Origin of the sequence: Yinghuangia seranimata (genome assembly GCF_029953285.1) — a bacterium.
GTDB lineage: Bacteria > Actinomycetota > Actinomycetes > Streptomycetales > Streptomycetaceae > Yinghuangia > Yinghuangia seranimata.
This window is the reverse complement of record NZ_JASAOI010000030.1, coordinates 64,975-83,436: the sequence shown is the minus strand read 5'-3', so window position 1 is coordinate 83,436 and position 18,462 is coordinate 64,975. Positions and strand designations below refer to the sequence as shown.

Sequence of the window (18,462 nt, the reverse complement as noted above, 5' to 3'; positions counted from 1 at the left end):
CTGCGAGATTCGCATCACAGTTCGAGCGCTGGTCCGTTCAAACGGCCCCAACCACCCGGACGATCCGGTATTACCGGCGACGCGACAGGGCCGAGCCAACCGGCCCGCCGGGTCACGGGGACGGTGGGGACTCCACCCGCGACCCGTCCGCCGCGAACCGACAGGGGGCGGGCACAGAGATGCTGCACTGCATAATCTGCGGCACCGACAACGAGGACGCCGTGCAGTACTGCGCGGGCCCGGAGTGCGGATCCGACCTCGCCGGACAGCGCGAGGCGCGGACCGGCCTCCTCGTCCAGGTCACCTGCGAGCCGCCCGACGCCGCGGCGCACGCCGGCGAGACCGTCGAGGCCACCCTGACGGTCCGGAACGCCGGACGGATCCCCGACCGCTACGTCCTCGAACTGCGCCGCGACGTCGGCGACCGGGTCACCGTCGAACGGCACGGCAAGGCCGGCGACGTCGCGCCGGGCGGCACGACCACGTGGACGGTCCGGTACGCGGTGCCGCAGGACTGGGACCCGGCGGGCCGCCTGGCGGGCGTCGGCGGACTGTTCGGCGTCCCGGGCGCGGACGCCGCGGGCCACGCCCTCGACGCGGCCGACGGCCCCGGGGACACGCTCGAGGTACCGCTCCGCATCGTCTCGACGAGGGACCGGCGCGCGGCCGCGGGGGCGCTGCTCACCGTCTACGCGGCGGAACTCCCCTCGTACGACCCGCTCCACGACGGCGCCGGCGGCACGGGCGCGGGCGGCCGGAACCGCCGCACCTGGCTCGCCGCGGGCGGCGCGGTGGCCGCGGTCGCCCTCGTGGTGGCGCTGATAGTGGGCATGGCCGCGGCCGGCACGGGCGGCGGAAAGAAGGACCCGACCAAACGCGCCGCGGCCACCTCCACGGCCCCGGCCTCCCCCGGCGACGTCGTGGCCCCGCCGGCGGAGGTCCCGACCCTGCTGACCGAAGCCCCGACGCAGTCCCCCACGAGGACCCGAAGCGCCAGCCCGACGAAGACCAGCGCCTCCCCCACCCGCCAGGACCCGGAACCGGGCCCGTCCACGGAGCCGGGCCCCAACCCGCCGACCAAGCCCCAGACGAGCGCACCCGGCACGTCGCCGTCGAGTTCCTCCTCCGGACTCAAGCCGATCCCGAGCGTGATCGGCAAGAACCAGAGCGACGCGGTGGGCACGCTCACCGGCCACGGCTTCGACGTGAAGGTGAACAACGGACGCTGCGGCGGCGGCGAGGCATGCATCGTCGTGGGCCAGAAGCCCGGCGGCGGAACCATGGCGCAGGAAGGCACGACGGTCACCATCACGATGGGCCCGAAGTCGCCGATCACGATCTCGCCTTTGGGCTGAGCGCGGCACCGTCCGGCGACCGACCCGCGACGCGCGGGGCCGCGCGAGGACGACGCCCCGCAGACGCGTAGCTCCCGCCCGCCGCGCGAAGCGTGGGCAGGCCTCAGCAACGGGCGGGACGAGTCTCCGTGTTGAACCGCGGCTGGCAGAGAAGCGCTCGCGACGCGCGAAAGGGTGTCCCGCCCACAGGCGGCGTGCGGCCGGTGCTCTCAGCGCCGACAGGGCCGCCGGCACGGCACGCATGCCTCGCCGGTCTGGCCGCGGGGCGCGAATGCTCGCACCGTGCGGACGGCGCCCCGCAGGCGGGTGGCGTCGGTTCGGCGCGCGCAGCGCCCGGCGGAGGCGGCACGCGTCGACGAGCAGGCGACGGTGCGCAATCCGCGCCGTCGTCGCGCGGCACGGGCATCGGGCGGCAGGGTGTCCTCCTCGTCCCCTCTTCGATGCGATCAGCGCCACATCGTGGGGCGATCCCTCGGTGGGGTCATCCGTGCGATGCTCCCTGACGTCGTATCAGCTTGTCTGAGTCAAGCAGTCTCCGTCAGGGAGGTCCCATTCATGCTCGATCTCGCAGCAGCCTCGGCCGTCGTCACCGGCGGGGCGTCCGGGCTCGGTGAGGCGGCCGCGCGGCGGCTCGCGGCCGGGGGGACGATCGTGGTCGTCGCCGACAAGAACGAGGAGCGCGGCGCCAAGGTGGCCGCCGAGATCGGCGGGATCTTCGTCGCGACCGACGTGACCGACGAGGCGCAGGTGCAGGCCGCCGTCGACGCCGCGGTCGGCGCCGCTCCGCTGCGGGCGCTCGTCGCGTGTGCCGGGACCGGTTACGCGGCCCGCACCGTCGGGCGCGACGGTACGCCCCACCCGCTCGCGCCGTTCGAGTTCATCGTCAAGCTGAACCTGATCGGCACGTTCAACGCGGTGCGCATCGCCGCCGCCGCCATGGCGAAGAACGAGCCGCAGGCCGACAACGAGCGCGGCGCGATCGTCTGCACGGCGTCGGTCGCCGCGTTCGACGGCCAGATCGGCCAGGCCGCGTACGGCGCGTCGAAGGCCGCAGTGGCCGGGATGACCCTGCCGGTGGCGCGCGACCTGTCGGCGATCGGTGTGCGCGTCAACACGATCGCCCCCGGCACGATGGACACCGCCCTGTTCGACCTCGCGCCGCAGTCCGTCAAGGACACCCTGGGCGCGGCCGTGCTGTTCCCGAAGCGCATGGGCCTGCCCGAGGAGTTCGCCGCCCTCGCGCACGAGCTGCTGACGAACAGCTACATCAACGCCGAGGTGATCCGGCTGGACGGCGGCATCCGCTTCCAGCCGAAGTAGCCCGCCTGGACGGGACGGCCGCCGCTGTGACGGTGGCCGTCCCGTGGGCCGCGGTGACGCATTGTGTGGCGCGGCCCGTGGCGAAGCAGGGCGTTACGGGGCTGACCTCGGCACTTGAGGCGCGTACCGCCTCACCCTGCGCAGGACCTCCCGATTCGCGGTTACTTCACCCATGCGGGTGAACCCAGCGGTAACTCGTTGAGCCCTCCCGAACACGAAACGTACGGTCGTTCTCGTTCTCGCCGAGGCCTCGCAACACCGGGGTGTGGCGGGGCAGTTCCACGTCGGGCGCGGCAATGGGGCCGGGCCCGGCGGCAGGTTTCCGGGCGCCGGTCGCGACGGACGGCTCATGGGTCCGCCGCACCGGACGCGAGGGGGGTATCAGGGTTGGCCGCAACACGAGTTCGTGGGCACCGCGCCGCGCACGGCGCCGTCCACGACCTGCCGGGGGGAACCCTGGTCGAGCGCGTCCGAGCGGCGCTCGACCGGCACCAGGCCGGCGCCCGGGAATCCTCCGAAACCCCGTCCCACGATGTGGCCGAGACGGCGGCGGACTCCGCCGCGGTGGAGGGCGGCCTCGACTGGGACGTGCGCGTCGACGACCTGTGGTGCACCGTCACCCCCGTCGGCCGCGTGCTGCCCGCGCAGGGCTGGAAGATCCACGTGAGCGCGGCGTCGGCGAGCGCGATGACCGTGCTCGACCGGGTGTGCGACGTGCTCGTACCGCGTGGTGTGCCGTTCAAGTGCCCCGCCGATATCGAGCTGCTGCGGCTGCTCAACTCGCGTGAGGCCGAGCGGAGTTCGTCGGGAAAGTTCATCACCGTCTATCCGGCGGACGACGTCGAGTTCGTCGAGCTGGTCGACGCGCTCGACCTGGCGACCCGCGGCATGGTCGGCCCGGGTGTCATGTCGGACCGCGCGTGCCGCCCCGGCAGCGTCGTGCACTACCGGTACGGCGGGTTCACCCATCGCTCGCGCCTGGGCAACGACGGCGCCTACCGGCCGACACTGACCGCGCCCGACGGCTCGGAGGTCGAGGACTCGCGCGAGGCGTGGTTCGCGCCGCCCGCGTGGGCGCCCGATCCGCTGGCGGCGCGGCATGTCGCCCAGGGTTCGTCCGGTCCCAGCGGGGTGCTGGTCGCGGGACGGTTCGCGGTGACGGCGGCGATCCGGCACTCCGCGAAGGGCGGCGTGTTCGTCGGTACGGATCGGATCACCGGTGCCGACGTCGTCGTCAAGCAGGCCCGCGCGCACGTCGAGGTCGACCACTCCGGACGGGACGCCCGTGCCGCGCTGCGCCACGAGTCCGCGCTGCTGGAGCGTCTGGCCGACACGGGTCTGACGCCGAGGCACATTGCGCTCGTCGAGCAGGAGGGCACGCTCTTCCTCGCGCAGGAGCGGATATCCGGAACGGCACTGCGCGCGTGGGTCATGCAGCACGCCGGCACCGACCCGCGCGACCCCGGCGGTTCGCCCGACGTCCCGTGGCAGCTGGCCGGCGGGATCGTCGCCGAACTCGTCCGGGTGGTCGCCGGAATGCACCGCGCGGGGCTGGTCATCCGCGACCTGTCGCCCACGAACGTCATGGTGACGCCGGACGGCAGCCTGCGTCTCGTCGACCTCGAACTCGCCGCCGAGGCAGGCGGTTTGGCAGGAGCCGCGGGAACGCCGGGATACCGCGCCCCCGAGCAGCGCGCCCCCTCCGGTTCACGCGGGCGCGGCCACGGTTTGCACCCCGTCTCACCCGAGGCCGACCTGTACAGCCTCGGCGGACTGCTCTTCCTCCTCGCCACCGGCGTCGACCCGGGCCTGCCCGACGACGTCCAGCAGACCGGGCACGCGCCCCGTTCCACCGTCGACCGCCTCGGCGGCTGGCTCGACCTGGCGGCCCGGCACGGCCGCACCGCGCGCCTGCTCGCCCCGGCGATCCGCGGCCTGCTGCGCGACGAACCGCAGCTGCGTTGGGACCTCGCCCGGGTGCGCGCGCACCTCGACGCGGTCGAACGCCGCGGGGGCAACCCCGTTCCGGCGCCCGGCCGGGTCCGGGACGGCGCGCGGCCGCATGCGTGGCCGGGGGCCGAAACCCGACCTGACGGCGAACGCGTCGGCGCGGCGCTCGTCGACCGCGTCCTGGCCGACGGCCTCGAACACCTCGCCGCGACAGCTACGCCCGAACGCCGCGACCGGCTCTGGCAGGCGACCGCAGGCGGCGCGGCGATGGACCCGTGCGGCGTGCAGTACGGCGCCGCGGGCGTCCTCGGCGTGCTGGCCCGCGCCGCGCACACGCCCACCCTCTCCCCCGCGCTGCGGGGCACCCTGACCGGGACGGCACGGATCGCCGCAGACTGGCTGCGGAAACGCGCCGCGCACGAGCCGGTGGTCCTGCCCGGACTGCACTTCGGCCGCTCCGGCACCGCATGGGCGCTGCTCGAGGCCGCGGAGCTGCTCGACGACCGCGAACTCGCGCATCACGCCGCCGAGATGGCGCTGAAGGTGCCGGTGCGGTGGCCCAACCCTGACGTGTGCCACGGCGCCGCCGGGGCCGGGTTCACCCAGCTGCGGCTGTGGGACGCCACCGGCGACGACCGGTTCCGGCAGCGCGTCGTGGCGTGCGCCGACGGCCTGCTGTCGGCCGCCCGCGAGCACGGCGACCTGGTGCTGTGGCAGGTCCCGAAGGACTTCGACTCACGCCTGGCCGGAGCCGCGCACCTCGGGTACGCGCACGGCGTCGCCGGCATCGGCGCGTTCCTGCTCGCCGCGGGCAAGGCCACCGGTCGCGGCGCCTACCTGGACGCGGCGTTGGCTGCCGGACGGACGCTGTCGCGCACCGTACGGGCCGACGACGGCGCGGCCTGGTGGGCCCAGGGTCCGACGGACCCGCCGGGCGTACGCCTCGCCCACTGGTGCAGTGGCGCCTCCGGCGCGGGGACGTTCCTGATCCGCCTGTGGCACACGACCGGCGACCCGCACCTGCGCGACCTCGCCGAACAGGCCGCCACCGCGGTCCGACGGGCCCGCTGGCACTGCGGCACGACGGCCTGCCACGGCCTGGCCGGCAACGGCGAGTTCCTGCTCGACCTCGCCGACCTGGACGACCCGGGCGCGGACGCGACGTTCCGCGGCCACGCCGAGGAGTGCGCCGAACTGATCGCGGCCCGCAGCGCGTTGGTCGACGGCCGCCTGGTCCCGTGCGACGAGACGACGGTCGGTGTGTCCGCGTCGTACGGCACGGGCCTGGCCGGTGTGCTGGCGTTCCTGCTGCGCCTGCGGCACGGCGGACCGCGGCTGTGGATCGACCCTGACGGCGCCGCGGCGGTCTCGGCGGACGAGCCCGCCCGGGACGAACACCTGGCGAGCGTGAGGGCAGGCGGATCGACGGGCACGAACGCACAGACGACGGAGTCGAATTCCGGCGCGGGTGCTGCAGGGGTGGCGGAACCGGCTGACCGCGCGGTGATCGCGGACGGCGGCGTGACCGCTGGACCGGGATCCGTTGCGGACGACGCGCCGAGCGCGGGATGCGGCCGCGACGAGACGACGGCCACCAACACCGGTACGCCGATTGCGAACGGGTCAACGCCCGCTTCCACGGCGGCTCAGGCGACATCGCGCGGCAGCGTGAGGACGTGCGGCTCGGCGGGCGCGCAAGTGCAGGCGGTGGAGTCGACTTCGGGCGCGGGTGCTGCGGCGGCTGCGGAACCGGCTGACCGCGCGGTGATCGCGGACGGCGGCGTGACCGCTGGGCCGGGATCCGATGCGGACGGGTTCGACGCGCCGGGCGCGGGATGCGGCCGCGACGAGACGACGGCCACCAACACCGGTACGCCGATTGCGGATGGGTCAGCGCCCCCGTCGACCGCGGTTCAGGCTGCATCGAGCGTCGATGTGTGTGCGTCCTTGGACACGGCCCGGGTGGCCGAGCAGGCCGCGGGCGGCGCGACGAACACAGCGGCAGGCGTGGATGGCCGCGGGCACGATACGTGTGCCGCAGGCGTACCCTCCACGCGCGGCGCGGCCCCGGCGGCCGAGCGGGCTGCCGGTGGCGACGAGGCGAACGCCACGCCGGCCGTGGAGGGCCGTGCGGACGGTACACGTGCCGCGGGCGCCCTCGGGGGCGTGGCGTCGGCGCGCGGCGCCGACCACTCTTCCTCCCCCGCTGATGCCCTCGCAGCACCCGGCGTTGTGGCGTCGGCGCGCGACGCCGACCACTCCTCCTCTACTGATGCCCTCGCGGCGCCCGGCGTTTCCGCTGTGGTGTCCGGGTCCGCCGAAGGGGGGCACGCCGCATGAGCACGACACTTGCCGCGCCGCCCCTGCGTCGGGTCAGTTACTCGTTCTCGCTCGACGGCGGGCACGCCGCGTGTCTGGCGACGGTGGGCGACGGCACTTGGCACGTCGAGTCGTGGCCGCTGGTTCCCGGAGCGTCTGGTGCGGCACCGGTCCCGGAGCGGCCGAACGGTGGGCGTGCCGAGCACCTGCACACGCAGTTGCTCGCGCTCTCCGACGGCAGCGTGCTGCTGTGCCGCCACGAGCCTGGCGGGCGGCACGACCTGGTGCTGGTCGGCGGTCCTGACGCGGACGGCGAGCAGGTGGTCGCGAGTGTGCGCAGCCCCGGCCTGCGGCTGCTGCCCTATCCGGGTGCGGACGGCCTCGCGCTGGCGCTCGGGACGGATACGACGCCGACGACGACGGTGTGGCGTGTGCCGATCGGCGGCGGCCCGCTGGAGACGTTCGCTGAACTGCCGGGCATGTTCGGCGGCGGCGTGTGGCTGGACACCGAAGCGCGGCGGCTGGCGTTGGACGCGGTCCGCGGCGGTCGGGTCAAGAGCGCCGTGCTCGACCTGTCCGAGGGCGTGCTCAGCCCGCTGCTCGAACTGGCGGAGGACAGCAACGACCGGCTGCAGCTGTGCGATCCGGTGAGCGGCCTGCTGGTGATCTCCAGCGACGCGCCGGGGCACGAACGGCTGGGCTGGATCCGGCTGCCGGAGGACCGCGGCGAGTCGCCGGAGCGGGTCCGGTTCCCGGAGATGGTGCACCTGCCGAACACCACGGTGCGGCCGGTCGCGATCGCACCCGACGGGGCGCGTGTGGCGCTGCAGTTGGACCGCGGCGCGACGTCGAGGCTCGCGGTGTGGGGCCCCGAGGACGGCACGCTGCTGGACGTCGCGGTCCCCGAGGGCTGCCTGGGCGGGGTCGGCCGCTGGACGTCGACCGGGCTGCACATCCCGTTCTCGACACCGGACCGGCCGGGTGCACTGGCGACGGTGCTGCCGGACCGGCCGGGCCGCTGGCAGCTGGCCGGCAACAACGGGGGCGTGCCGCAGGCCCGCGTCGCCTCGGCGGGGTTCGCAGGCTTCACCGCCGACGCCGAGCAGTCGGAAGCGACCGCGCAGGCCGAGCCCGACGGAGACGCCGCGCCGGTGTGGCACCCCGCGCATCTGGAACTGCTGGTCGGCGAGGTCGGCCCGGTCGAGTCGGTCGTGTACGGCGGCCTGGACTGGCGTACCGCGGAGCACGTCGTCCTGGCGCTGCACGGCGGCCCGGCGGCGGCGTGGCGGTTCGAGTTCTCGCCGGTGCTGCAGCATCTGGCGGCACACGGCATCGCCGTCGTCGCGCCGAACCAGCGCGGCAGCATCGGGTACGGCGAGTCGTACGCGTCGTGCCTGCACGGCGCGTGGGGCGGCCCGGACCTGGAGGACATCGCGGCGATCGCCCGCACGCTCGGCGGCGAACGCGTCGCGGCGGGGCTGCCGTTGCCGTCGCTGTTCGGCACGAGCTACGGCGCGTACCTGGCGCTGCTGGCGGCCTGCACGGAGCCCGACGCGTGGTCGGGTGTGCTGGCCGTGGCGCCGTTCCTGTCGGGGCCGCGGCTGATCGCCGAGGCGTCGCTGCCGGTGCGGGCGCTGATGACGCGGCTCGGCGGCGACGTCGAGTTGGACGACGCGCTGGGCCCGCGCGACGTGCTGCGCCTGTGCGAGGGGCTGCGCGCGCCGTTGCTGGTCGTGCACGGCGACCGGGACGACGTGATCCCGGTGGGCCAGTCCCGCACGTTGCGCCACCGGCTGCTGCAGCTCGGCCGCGCCGAGGGCGGCGACTTCCGATATCTGGAGCTTCCCGGCCAGGGCCATGAGGTCTTCGCCGGGGACGGGGCTCCGGAGCTGTACACCCGACTGACCGCGTTCCTGAGGTCGTACGAGGTGTGAGCGAACAGCCCGGCCCCATCGCACCACCGCAAGGCCCGCGCCGAACTACGTCGGCGCGGTTACGGGAACGGGCAAACCCGTTGGGGGGCGGCCCGTGACACGAAAGGACACACCATGCAGAACCTGGAGACGGACCTCGCGGCCCTGCAGCGCCTGCCGGAGACCGAGTCGGTCGAGCTGGGCGGCGGCCACGGCGGTGGCGGTGGCGGCTGCCAGTTCACCTGCCTGGTCATCACCTGCCTGATCTTCACGATGGGCTGCTAACCAGCAGGTAGCGCCACCTCGTTCGGGCATCCGCTCCTGCCGGAATCAGGAGCGGATGCCCACCGATTCTGTCAGCACCTCACGATCCCTGCCAGGAGGACCGCACGTGGCCGAGACCGGGACCGGTTTCCGGACCGCATGGCGGTGCGCTCCGGCGGCAACGGCCGCGCTGCTGCTGTCGGTTCCTGCGGCGTCCGCGGCCGCGCTGCTGCTTCCCGCGGCGGCGTCGGGCGCGGTGGACACGGTGCTGGGCGGCGGCGGGGCGGGCACCGCCCTGCTGCCGCTCGGCGGCGTGCTCGTGCTCGGCCTCGCGGCCGGGCTGCTGGGCGAGGTGGCCGGCCCGTCGGTGACCGCCGCGCTGACCGCGCGGCTGCGCCGCCAGGTGGCCGACCACGTGGTGGACCTCGGCACCGGAGGCCGCAACCCGCACCCCGCCGGCGACGTGACCGGCCGGCTGGTCGGCGCGGCACCGGACGCGGCACGCATGGTGCCGGCCCTGGTGGGCACGCTCGGCGCGCTCGCGACGTCGCTCGGCGGCGTCGTCGCGCTCGGGCTGCTGGACCCGTGGCTGGCGGTGGCGTTCCTCGCCGGGCTTCTGCCGGGGCTGGCGGTCGTGCGTGCGTTCATGGCGCACGCGACACACCTGTTCGAGCGGTACCAGGAGGTCCAGGGCCGGATCGCCGCTCGACTCGCGGACGCCCTCGGGGGCGTCCGCACCATTCGGGCCTGCGGCACGCGCGAGCGCGAACAGCAGCGCGTGCTGTGGCCCCTCACCGAACTCTCCGCCGTCGGCCACGGACTGTGGCGCGCGCAACGACGCGCCGTCGCCCAGGTCCTGTTGCTTGCGCCGGTGGTGGAGCTCGCGGTGCTGTCGGTCGCCGGTTGGGGTCTGTCGGAGGGGCGGATCCCTCCCGGCGGGCTGGTGGCAGCCGCGGGATATGCCGCACTGGGCCTCGGGTTCCTCGAGCAGCTGGAGAGCCTGGTCGGTGTGGCGCACGCCCGTGCGGGGCGACGGCGTACGGACGAACTGCTGGCCGTCCCCGCCGCCCCGCACGGGACCAGGCGGATACTGCCGCCGGGGCGCGGCGAGTTGACGTTCCACAAGGTCACCGTGCGGTCGGGCGACCGGCCGCTGCTGACGGACGTGGACCTGACCGTCCCCGCCGGCAGTTGCCTGGCCCTGGTCGGCGCGACCGGGTCCGGCAAGTCGCTGCTGGCCGCGCTGCCGGGACGGTTGCACGACCCGGACGAGGGCGAGGTGCGGATCGACGGCCTGCCGGTGTCCGCTTTCGCACGCGGCGAGTTGCGCCGCGCGGTGGCCTACGCGTTCCCGGATCCGGCGCTGTTCGGCACGGACATCCGCGACGCGCTCGGCTACGGCCGCCCGGGCGCGGACGCGGGCGAGGTCGGCCGCGCGGCGGCGATCGCCCAGGCCGACACGTTCGTACTGCGGCTGCCGGACGGCTACGCCACCCCGGTCGCGGGCCTGGGCCTGTCGGGCGGCGAGGTGCAGCGCCTCGGCCTGGCGCGCGCCGTCGTCCAGGACGCGCGCGTGCTGGTGCTGGACGACGCGACATCGGGCCTGGACATGGTGACGGAGCACCAGGTGATGGACGCCTTCCGGCGCCGCCTGGCCGGCCGGACCCGCATCGTCGTCGCGCACCGGGCGACCGCCGCCGCACAGGCCGACCGGGTCGCGTGGCTGGACGACGGCCGGCTACGCGCGGTCGGCACGCACGAGGAGCTGTGGGTGGACCCGGACTACCGCGCGGTGTTCGCGGGGGATTTCGCAGGGGATGCAGCGTGAGCGGAGTGAGGGACGAGACGGCCGAGCGGGCCGCCGAGGGGGCGGCGCGGTCTTCGGCGAGGTGTGGCGCGGCACCGGTCGCACGCACTCCCGACCAGGCGGAAGCCGTCGGTCCGGCCGACGTCCGCGCCGCAGAGCCCCAGCCGGCGCGAGCGGCCCGAGGCCGCGTCGCCAGGTGTGGCGCGGCACCGGTCGCACGCACTCCCGACCAGGCGGAAGCCGTCGGTCCGGCCGACGTCCGTGCCGCAGAGCCCCACCTGGCGCGAGCGGCCCGAGGCCGCGTCGTCAGCCGCGTGCCGCGCGCGCGATCGCGGTCGCACGCCCGTCCCGCGGCCGACCGGACCCGCCGATGAAGCCCTTCGGCCGCCGCCGTGCGTCGCGGACCGCACGGCACTCCGCCGCCGACCCCGGCGGGATCCGGGCCGGGCGGGACCTCATCGTCGGCGAACTGCGGCCCCGTAAGGCCGCGCTGCTGCGCGTCCTGGGCTGGTCGGCGCTGGAGGGCGCGCCCGCTCTGCTGTCGGGCGCGCTCGTGGCGGCCGCGCTGGACCAGGGCTTCCTCGCCGGGCGGAACTCCGTCGGGTTCGCGCTCCTCGGCGTGCTCGGCCTCGCCATGCTGATCCGGGTCGTGGCGACGTACGCGATGTTCCCGCACCTGGCCGCGGTCGTGGAGCCGCTCCGGGACGCGCTGGTGCGGCGGGTGGTGTCCGGAGCGCTGGACGCGGCGGTGGCCGGGCGGCGGCCGGGGAAGGCCGATCCCACGGCGGCCGTGGCCCGGTTGACCGAGCAGGTCGAGAGCTGCCGCAACCTGACCGCCTCGCTGCTGCGGACGCTGCGCCAGCTGGTGGTCACCGTCGTGGCCGCGCTGATCGGCCTCGCGGTCCTCGCGCCGGTCGTGCTGCCGCTCGTCCTCGCCCCGCTGGTGCCGGCGGCATGGCTGTTCGTGCGGCTGCTGGGCCCGTTGGCCCGGCGGCGCCGCGACCTGGTGGTCGCGGACGAGCGGATCGCCGCCGAGTCCGGCCGGCTCGTGGCCGGCCTGCGCGATGTCGTGGCGCTGGGCGCGCAGGACCGGGTGACGGGCGAACTCGCGGCCGCCATCGAGGCGCAGGCGCGCGCGACGCGCGCCCTGGCCCGGGCGTCGGCGGTGCGGCTGCTGGTCGTGGGCGTGGGCGGCCAGCTCCCGCTGGTGCTGCTGCTGGTGGCCGCGCCGCATCTGGTGCGCACGGGCGCGCTCACGCCCGGCGAGGTCGCGGGCGCGACGCTCTACCTGGTCAAGGAGCTCGCCCCGGCGCTGCGCGCGCTGACCGCCACCGTCGGGGACTGGATCCTCGAACTCGGCGTCGTGGCGGGCCGGCTCGCCGAGGTCGGCGAGGCGCCGGCGCCGGACCCCGTTCCGCTGCCGATCCCGGCCGCCGCGGCCGAGCGCCCTGTGCGACCGGCCGCGCTGTCGGCGCGCGAGGTCACCTTCGCGTACGGCCCGTACGCCGCGCCGGTCGTCCAGAACCTGGACTTCGCGCTCCCGGAGCGCGGGCACCTGGCGATCGTCGGCCCGAGCGGCATCGGCAAGTCGACGCTCGCGGCGCTGCTGGCCGGGCTGCTCACGCCGCAGCACGGCACGATCCTGCTGCGCGGCGCGCCGATCGCGGGCCTGGACGAGGCCCGGCTGCGCCGCGAGATCGCCGTGGTGCCGCAGGAGGCCTACGTGTTCGCGGGGACGGTCCGCGAGAACCTGGCCTACCTGCAGCCCGCCGCCACCGACCTGGAGCTGGACCGCGCGGTGCGGCTGGTCGGCTGCCGCGACCTGGTGACGCGGCTCGGCGGCTACGCGGCGGAGATCACCGACCCGGGCGCGCTGTCCGCAGGGGAGCGGCAACTGCTCGCCTTGGCACGCACGTTCGTCTCCCCCGCGCGCGTGGTCGTCCTGGACGAGGCGACGTGCCACCTCGACCCGGCCACCGAAGCGCTGGCCGAGACCGCGTTCGCCGCGCGGCCCGGTGCGCTGATCGTGATCGCACACCGCATGGACTCGGCACGGCGCGCGGACCAGATACTGCTCATGGACGGCCATCTGCCGACCGTCGGCACGCACGACGAACTGCTCGCGCGTTCCGCGCTGTACGCGGACCTCATCGGGCACTGGTCGGTGGATCCGCGCCCGGTGGCGCGCCGGACGATCACCTCGGCGGCGCAGGCCGAGGAGTCGCCGGCACGGGAGGCGCCCGCGACCGGAACCGGTCACGTCGCCACGGCTGCCGATGCCGCGGCGAAGCCCCACTGACATCTCGCTGGGTCCCGCCGAGTCTCGCCGAGTCCCTCTGAATTCCCCCTCCTACACATCCAAACGGATGGGCAGGTAAGGGGGTTCCCTCACGTTCGCCGGATTCACCCGTTCGAGGGGAACCGGGTGCGGGCGGCCTCCGTCTCCCCGGACGTCCTGTGCGTCCGGTGCCGTTTCGGGTGAGCCCGGAATGCACGGCACCACCGGAAGGGGGATCCACGATGAGGCTGTTCTGCCGCCTGTGCGGTGCCCGGACCGACGGCCGCGAGCGGCTCGGCGTCTACTGCCCCGGTGAGTGCTGCGGCACCGACCTGCGGGTGGACGGCGGCGGCGTCCAGGCGTGGATCGAACCGGCCCGGCAGCGCGGACAGGCCGGGCACGCCGTCACGGTCCGCATGCACGTCCGCAACACGGGCGCCTACCCGGACACGTACCGCGTCGAGCCCGTCGAACGAGTCGAGGGGCGCCTGGAGTTCGACGCCGCGCCGCTGACCGTTCCGCTGCCGCCGGGCCGCACCCAGGTCGTCGAGATCCGCTACACCCTGCCCGCCGACCGGGTCGGCCAGGGCCTGGACATCGCGTCCCGCTTCGGCATCCCGGGCGCGGACGTGCTCGGCGAAGCGCACGAGGCGCAGAGCGACCGGTTCGGCGTCGCGCTGCGGGTCGTGTCGACGACGGGCGGTCGGGGCGCGGCGTGCGCGGCCTTCGCCGTGGACGTTCCGGGACGGCTGCATTTCGACCGGCAGCAGGGCAACACCGGTGCGGCCCGCGGCCGTTCCCTGCCGATGCTGGTGGGTGCCGTGGTGGTCGCGCTGATCGTGGTGGGCGCCGCGGTGGTCGCGCTCGCCGCGAACAAGGACGACGACGGCGGTTCTACCGCGTCCGGCCCCGGCCGATCGGTCACGTCCGGCGGCGGGTTCGCCGACAGCGGCGGCTTCGGCCCCGGCCCGGACACGCCCGTCACCGCCCCGATCACGACACCGGGCTCCGGCAACGGCGGCGCCAAGGGCTCCGTCAGCGGAAACGGAAACGGAAACAGCAACGGAAACAGCAACGGAATCGGCGGCAAGAGCGGGGGGAACGGCTCCGGCACCGACTTCGTCACGCTCCCCGACCTCACCGGGAAGACCACCGACGAGGCGGACAAGAAGCTCAAGGAGCTCGGTCTCACCGCCGACGGCGAGTGGGTGGAGAACACCGGCCCGGCGGAGAACACCGTGCTGAGCACCGTGCCGAAGGGCGGCACGAAGGTGCAGCGCGGCAGCCAGGTCTTCGTGAAGCTGTCCGACGGCCGCGCGAACGTCCCGGACGTGATCGGCAAGTCCGAGGCGGACGCCGTCGCGGCGATCCGGAAGAACGGGTTCACCACGGCCAGGGCGACCGACTACCCGCGAGGCGAGGGTCAGTCGTGCGCGCTCGGCACCGTGCTGAGCACCGACCCCGGGCCGAACAAGTCCAAGCCGTACGGCTCGAGCGTCACCGTCACGGTCTGCCAGAAGCCGCTGATCAAGTAGGCCAGGGGGGAGACGCGGGCGCGGCGCGGGAACTCCCGTGCCGCGCCCGCCTCGTCATGCGGGGCTGCGAACTTACTCCCCCGGGTGCCCGTCCAGGATCTCCTTGAAGCCGTAGCGCTGGTGCGGGCCGAAGATGATCTGCTCCAGCACGCCCACGCCGGTGCGTCCCTCGCCGCCGATCTCGGTGACGCGGATGACCTGCTGGCAGTGCTGCCGGTCGAACGCGAGCGGGTCGACCTCGTCGATCACCCAGCTCTCGGCCTCGACCTTGAGCTCGCCCTGCCAGACGCCGTGGCCCCACGTGCTGTGCAGGTAGCCGAGTCCGGCCAGGTAGCCGCGGGTTCCGGTGGGCTCGATGCGGTACGCGAACTCCTTGCCCTCGCCGTCGACGAGGTGCATGGTGCCGCCGGAGACCAGCCGCGTGCCGGGCTTGAACGTCAGCTCGTGCCGCACGGGGTGCAGCTCCTGGTAGCCGGTGGCCTCGGCGCCGTCCGTGGGCACGGCGACGGCGGAGGCGTCCGGCGCGGTGCCGAGCGGCTGGGCGGCGACGCGGTGCCCGTCCTTCTGGTACATGTCGCCGTCGGCGCGCTCGAACGAGCCCCACAGGGTGACCTCGTCGTCCCAGTGGAGCGGCGCCCACAGCCACATCAGCGGGTTGAACGGCTTGGGCGCGCCGGCGTCGCGCTCGCCGACGGGGCGGATGCCCCACGAGCGGTCGCGGGTGCCGGGCGTGGTGGCGGCGTCGACCTCGATGACGCGGCCGCCGGGCACGGTGATGGTGCCGGACCACGCGCCGAGCTGGGTGAGCCGGGTGGCGTCCATGATCACGTGGTGGCCGTTGCGCGTGGTGACGCGCGGCTCCTCGATGACCGCGGCGCGCGCGGTGAAGGTGAGGTCGAACGCGATCCCGGTGTCGTTGGCCTCGCCGATGAGGCGCAGCACCTTGAGGGGCTCGACGACCTCGACGCGCAGCGGGCCGACGCCGAGGTCGAACCGGTCGAGCGAGGCCCGGCGCGAGGCGTGCAGGCTGTGCTGGACGCCGTCGACGGTGACGGTGAAGTGGGCGTCGGCGACGAAGCGGTTCGGGTAGAGGCCGTGGGCGAACGCGAAGTAGAAGGCGCCGTCGCGGTCGTACCCGTTGAACCAGTAGCGGTCGTACGCGTTGCGGTCCGAGGTCGCGGGGTTCGCGACGGGCTCGGGCGTCTGGTGGATCGGGAAGTCGTCCGCGGGCGTCAGCACTGCGCGGCCCCTTTCTGTCGAGTCCCTTGCGGGTGGGTGCGCCATCTGATGGTGGCTGCCGGACACGGGTCCGGCGAGGGTGACACGTGTCACCCGGAAGTCGAGGGGGAAGGCGCGCCCCGGGCGGATCCCGCGGGGCGCGCCTTCGCGGCGGATCAGCGCTCGCGCTTGAGGAACAGCAGGTCGGTGGCCGAGTAGCCCTGGTTGAGCTTCTTGTCCGCGTAGTGCGGCACCAGGACCTGCTCGAGCTCCTCGGGGGTGAAGGTCTCCTGCTTGGAGTCGAACTTGGCCTGCAGGGTCGGGCGCTCGACGACCGCGACGAAGCCGCCGTGCACGACGAAGACCTGGCCGGAGATGTTGTCGGCGGCCGGGCTGGCGAGGAACGCGACCAGCGGGGAGACGTGCTCGGGGGCCAGCGGGTCGAGCTCGCCGTCGGCGAGGCCGTCCTTGGCGTTGAAGACGTTGCTGGTCATGTTGGTGAGGGCGCGCGGCGCGATGGCGTTGGCGCGGACGCCGTAGCGGTGGCAGCCGTTCGCGGTGCTCATCGTCAGGCCGACGATCGCCGACTTGGCGGCGGCGTAGTTCGGCTGGCCGGGCGAGCCGGCGAGGAACGCCTCGGAGGCGGTGTTGACGATGCGGGCGTAAACCGGGCCGCCCTCGGCCTTGGACTTGTCGCGCCAGTACTTGGCGGCGTGGTGCGAGGTGTTAAAGGTGCCCTTGGCGTGCACCGACAGGACGATGTCCCACTCGGCCTCGGTCATGGAGAACAGCATGCGGTCGCGCAGCACGCCCGCGTTGTTGACCAGGATGTCGATCGAGCCGTAGGTGTCGATCGCCAGCTGGATCAGCTCGCCGCCGACCTCGAACTTCGAGATGTCGCCGCGGTGCGCGATCGCCTCGCCGCCGCCGGCGACGATCTCGTCGACCACGGCCTGGGCCGGGTTCGGGGCGCCTTCGGGGGCGAAGTCGTTGACGACGACCTTCGCGCCCTGCTTGGCCAGTTCGAGGGCCTCGGCGCGGCCGAGGCCGCCGCCCGCACCGGTGATGACGGCTACCTTGCCGGCAAGGGACGTGGTCATGTGCTGGTCTCCAGGGGTGGTCGCGGGCCGCCGGTGGCGGGCCCGCCGCGGCCGCCTCGGGGCGGTGGGGCGGCGGGCCCGGGTGGATCGGCCTCGGGTCAGGCGAGGGTGACGATGGTGCGGATCGACTCGCCGCTCTTCATCAGGTCGAACGCGTCGTTGATGTCGGCGAGGTCGAGGCGGTGGGTGATCATCGCCTCGAGGTCGAGGCGGCCGGCGCGCCACATGCGGATGATGCGGTTGTACTCGCGCACGATGTCGCCGCCGCCGTAGATGCTGCCGATGATCTGCTTCTGGTCGAAGAAGAGCTCGAACATGTTGAACTGGACGTTGTCGTCCATGGCGCCGGCGCCGACGATGACGGTGTTGCCGCCGCGGCGGGTGAGCTCGTAGGCGCTGCGCGCGGTGAAGGACTTGCCGACGACCTCGAAGACGTAGTCGAAGCCCTGGCCGGCGGTGAGGTCGTTCTTGGCGGCCTGCGCCTCGTCCGGCGTGATGGCGTGCGTGGCGCCGAACTTCTTGGCCCACTCGTGCTTGCTGGTGGCCGGGTCTATCGCGACGATGTCGGCGGCGCCCGCGGCGCGCAGGGCCTGGATGACGGCGATCCCGACGCCGCCCGCGCCGATGACCGCGGTGGAGGCGCCCGGCTCGATCCTGGCGCTGTTGAAGACCGCGCCGACGCCGGTGGTGACGCCGCAGCCGATCAGCGAGGCGACCTCGTAGGGCACGTCGTCGGGCACCTTGATGGCGCACGGGGCGGCGACGACGACCTCTTCGGCGAACGTGCCGGTGCCGGTGAAGCCGAACGCGGGGGTGCCGCCGTAGGTGAAGTTCTGGGTGCCGGCGTTCATGAAGCCGCTCAGGCACAGGTTGGACTGGCCGCCGGTGCAGTAGTTGCAGACGCCGCACGGCGGGGCCCAGCAGATGACGACCTTGTCGCCGACCGCGACGGAGGTGACCCCGTCGCCGACCTCGACGACCTCGCCGGCACCCTCGTGGCCTGGCACGAACGGGGCGGGCTGCGGCAGGACGCCGGTCATCGCCGACAGGTCGGAGTGGCACACGCCGGTGACGTGCAGCTTGACCCGCACGCGGCCGGGGCCCATGCCCACGGCCTCGACGTCGTCACGGACCTCCAGCTTGTCCTGTCCGGTCTCGTGCAGGATGGCTGCGCGCATGAGCTGCTCCTCGTCCTAGCCGTGCCCTTGAGGTCGCCGGCGCCCTGGCCGGGCCCGGTCGGAGGTGTGGTCGTCGACGCCGCGAAAATATAACGCGTTCTTGTTTTCGACAAGGTCGATGACAGGGTCAAGCTATACGCCCGGCCGCGCACGGTGAAGGAGTCCGGACCGCCCGGAGCGCGCTCGGGCGACAAAGAGACGGGCCCGGCCTGCACAAATACGTGC

The 18,462-nt window shown here is 74.2% G+C and carries 11 protein-coding genes; 8 read left to right on the top strand and 3 right to left on the bottom strand.

Features of this window, described 5'->3' with window-relative positions:
* The first annotated feature begins 179 nt into the window (after positions 1-179).
* The 8 genes from QI554_RS20795 (at position 180) to QI554_RS20760 (ending at position 14,741) form a co-directional block, all read left to right on the top strand.
* Complete coding sequence (locus QI554_RS20795) at positions 180-1,355, top strand: PASTA domain-containing protein (RefSeq protein ID WP_281471659.1); 1,176 nt, start codon at positions 180-182, stop codon at positions 1,353-1,355.
* A gap of 555 nt (positions 1,356-1,910) precedes the next feature.
* Complete coding sequence (locus QI554_RS20790) at positions 1,911-2,675, top strand: SDR family NAD(P)-dependent oxidoreductase (RefSeq protein WP_281471658.1); 765 nt, start codon at positions 1,911-1,913, stop codon at positions 2,673-2,675.
* A gap of 387 nt (positions 2,676-3,062) precedes the next feature.
* Positions 3,063-6,965, top strand: a complete 3,903-nt coding sequence (lanL, locus tag QI554_RS20785; protein ID WP_281471657.1) for a class IV lanthionine synthetase LanL — start codon at positions 3,063-3,065, stop codon at positions 6,963-6,965.
* Positions 6,962-8,878, top strand: a complete 1,917-nt coding sequence (locus QI554_RS20780) for an alpha/beta hydrolase family protein (protein WP_281471656.1) — start codon at positions 6,962-6,964, stop codon at positions 8,876-8,878. Before lanL ends, QI554_RS20780 begins: the two co-directional genes overlap by 4 nt.
* A 114-nt stretch (positions 8,879-8,992) precedes the next feature.
* Positions 8,993-9,142 (top strand): VenA family class IV lanthipeptide, encoded by a 150-nt coding sequence (locus QI554_RS20775; RefSeq protein WP_281471655.1) that lies wholly within the window; start codon positions 8,993-8,995, stop codon positions 9,140-9,142.
* Between the two features lie 106 nt (positions 9,143-9,248).
* Positions 9,249-10,949 (top strand): ABC transporter ATP-binding protein, encoded by a 1,701-nt coding sequence (locus tag QI554_RS20770; protein WP_281471654.1) that lies wholly within the window; start codon positions 9,249-9,251, stop codon positions 10,947-10,949.
* Positions 10,950-11,298: 349 nt separating this feature from the next.
* Entirely contained in the window at positions 11,299-13,227 is a 1,929-nt protein-coding gene (locus tag QI554_RS20765; protein WP_281471653.1) for an ABC transporter ATP-binding protein, read from the top strand.
* A gap of 221 nt (positions 13,228-13,448) precedes the next feature.
* Entirely contained in the window at positions 13,449-14,741 is a 1,293-nt protein-coding gene (locus tag QI554_RS20760) for a PASTA domain-containing protein (protein WP_281471652.1), read from the top strand.
* Positions 14,742-14,813: 72 nt separating this feature from the next.
* Here the strand turns inward: QI554_RS20760 and QI554_RS20755 are convergent, their stop codons facing one another.
* The 3 genes from QI554_RS20755 to QI554_RS20745 all read right to left on the bottom strand — a co-directional run bounded on the left by QI554_RS20755 (position 14,814) and on the right by QI554_RS20745 (position 18,237).
* Positions 14,814-15,980: an Rv3169 family protein gene (locus QI554_RS20755; RefSeq protein WP_281471651.1), complete on the bottom strand. Its 1,167-nt coding sequence runs from the start codon at positions 15,978-15,980 to the stop codon at positions 14,814-14,816.
* Positions 15,981-16,135: 155 nt separating this feature from the next.
* Positions 16,136-17,059 carry a 3-oxoacyl-ACP reductase gene (locus tag QI554_RS20750; RefSeq protein WP_281471650.1) on the bottom strand — a complete coding sequence of 308 codons (924 nt, stop codon included), beginning with the start codon at positions 17,057-17,059 and terminating at the stop codon, positions 16,136-16,138.
* Between the two features lie 98 nt (positions 17,060-17,157).
* Positions 17,158-18,237 carry a Zn-dependent alcohol dehydrogenase gene (locus QI554_RS20745; RefSeq protein ID WP_281471649.1) on the bottom strand — a complete coding sequence of 360 codons (1,080 nt, stop codon included), beginning with the start codon at positions 18,235-18,237 and terminating at the stop codon, positions 17,158-17,160.
* Positions 18,238-18,462 lie beyond the last annotated feature (225 nt).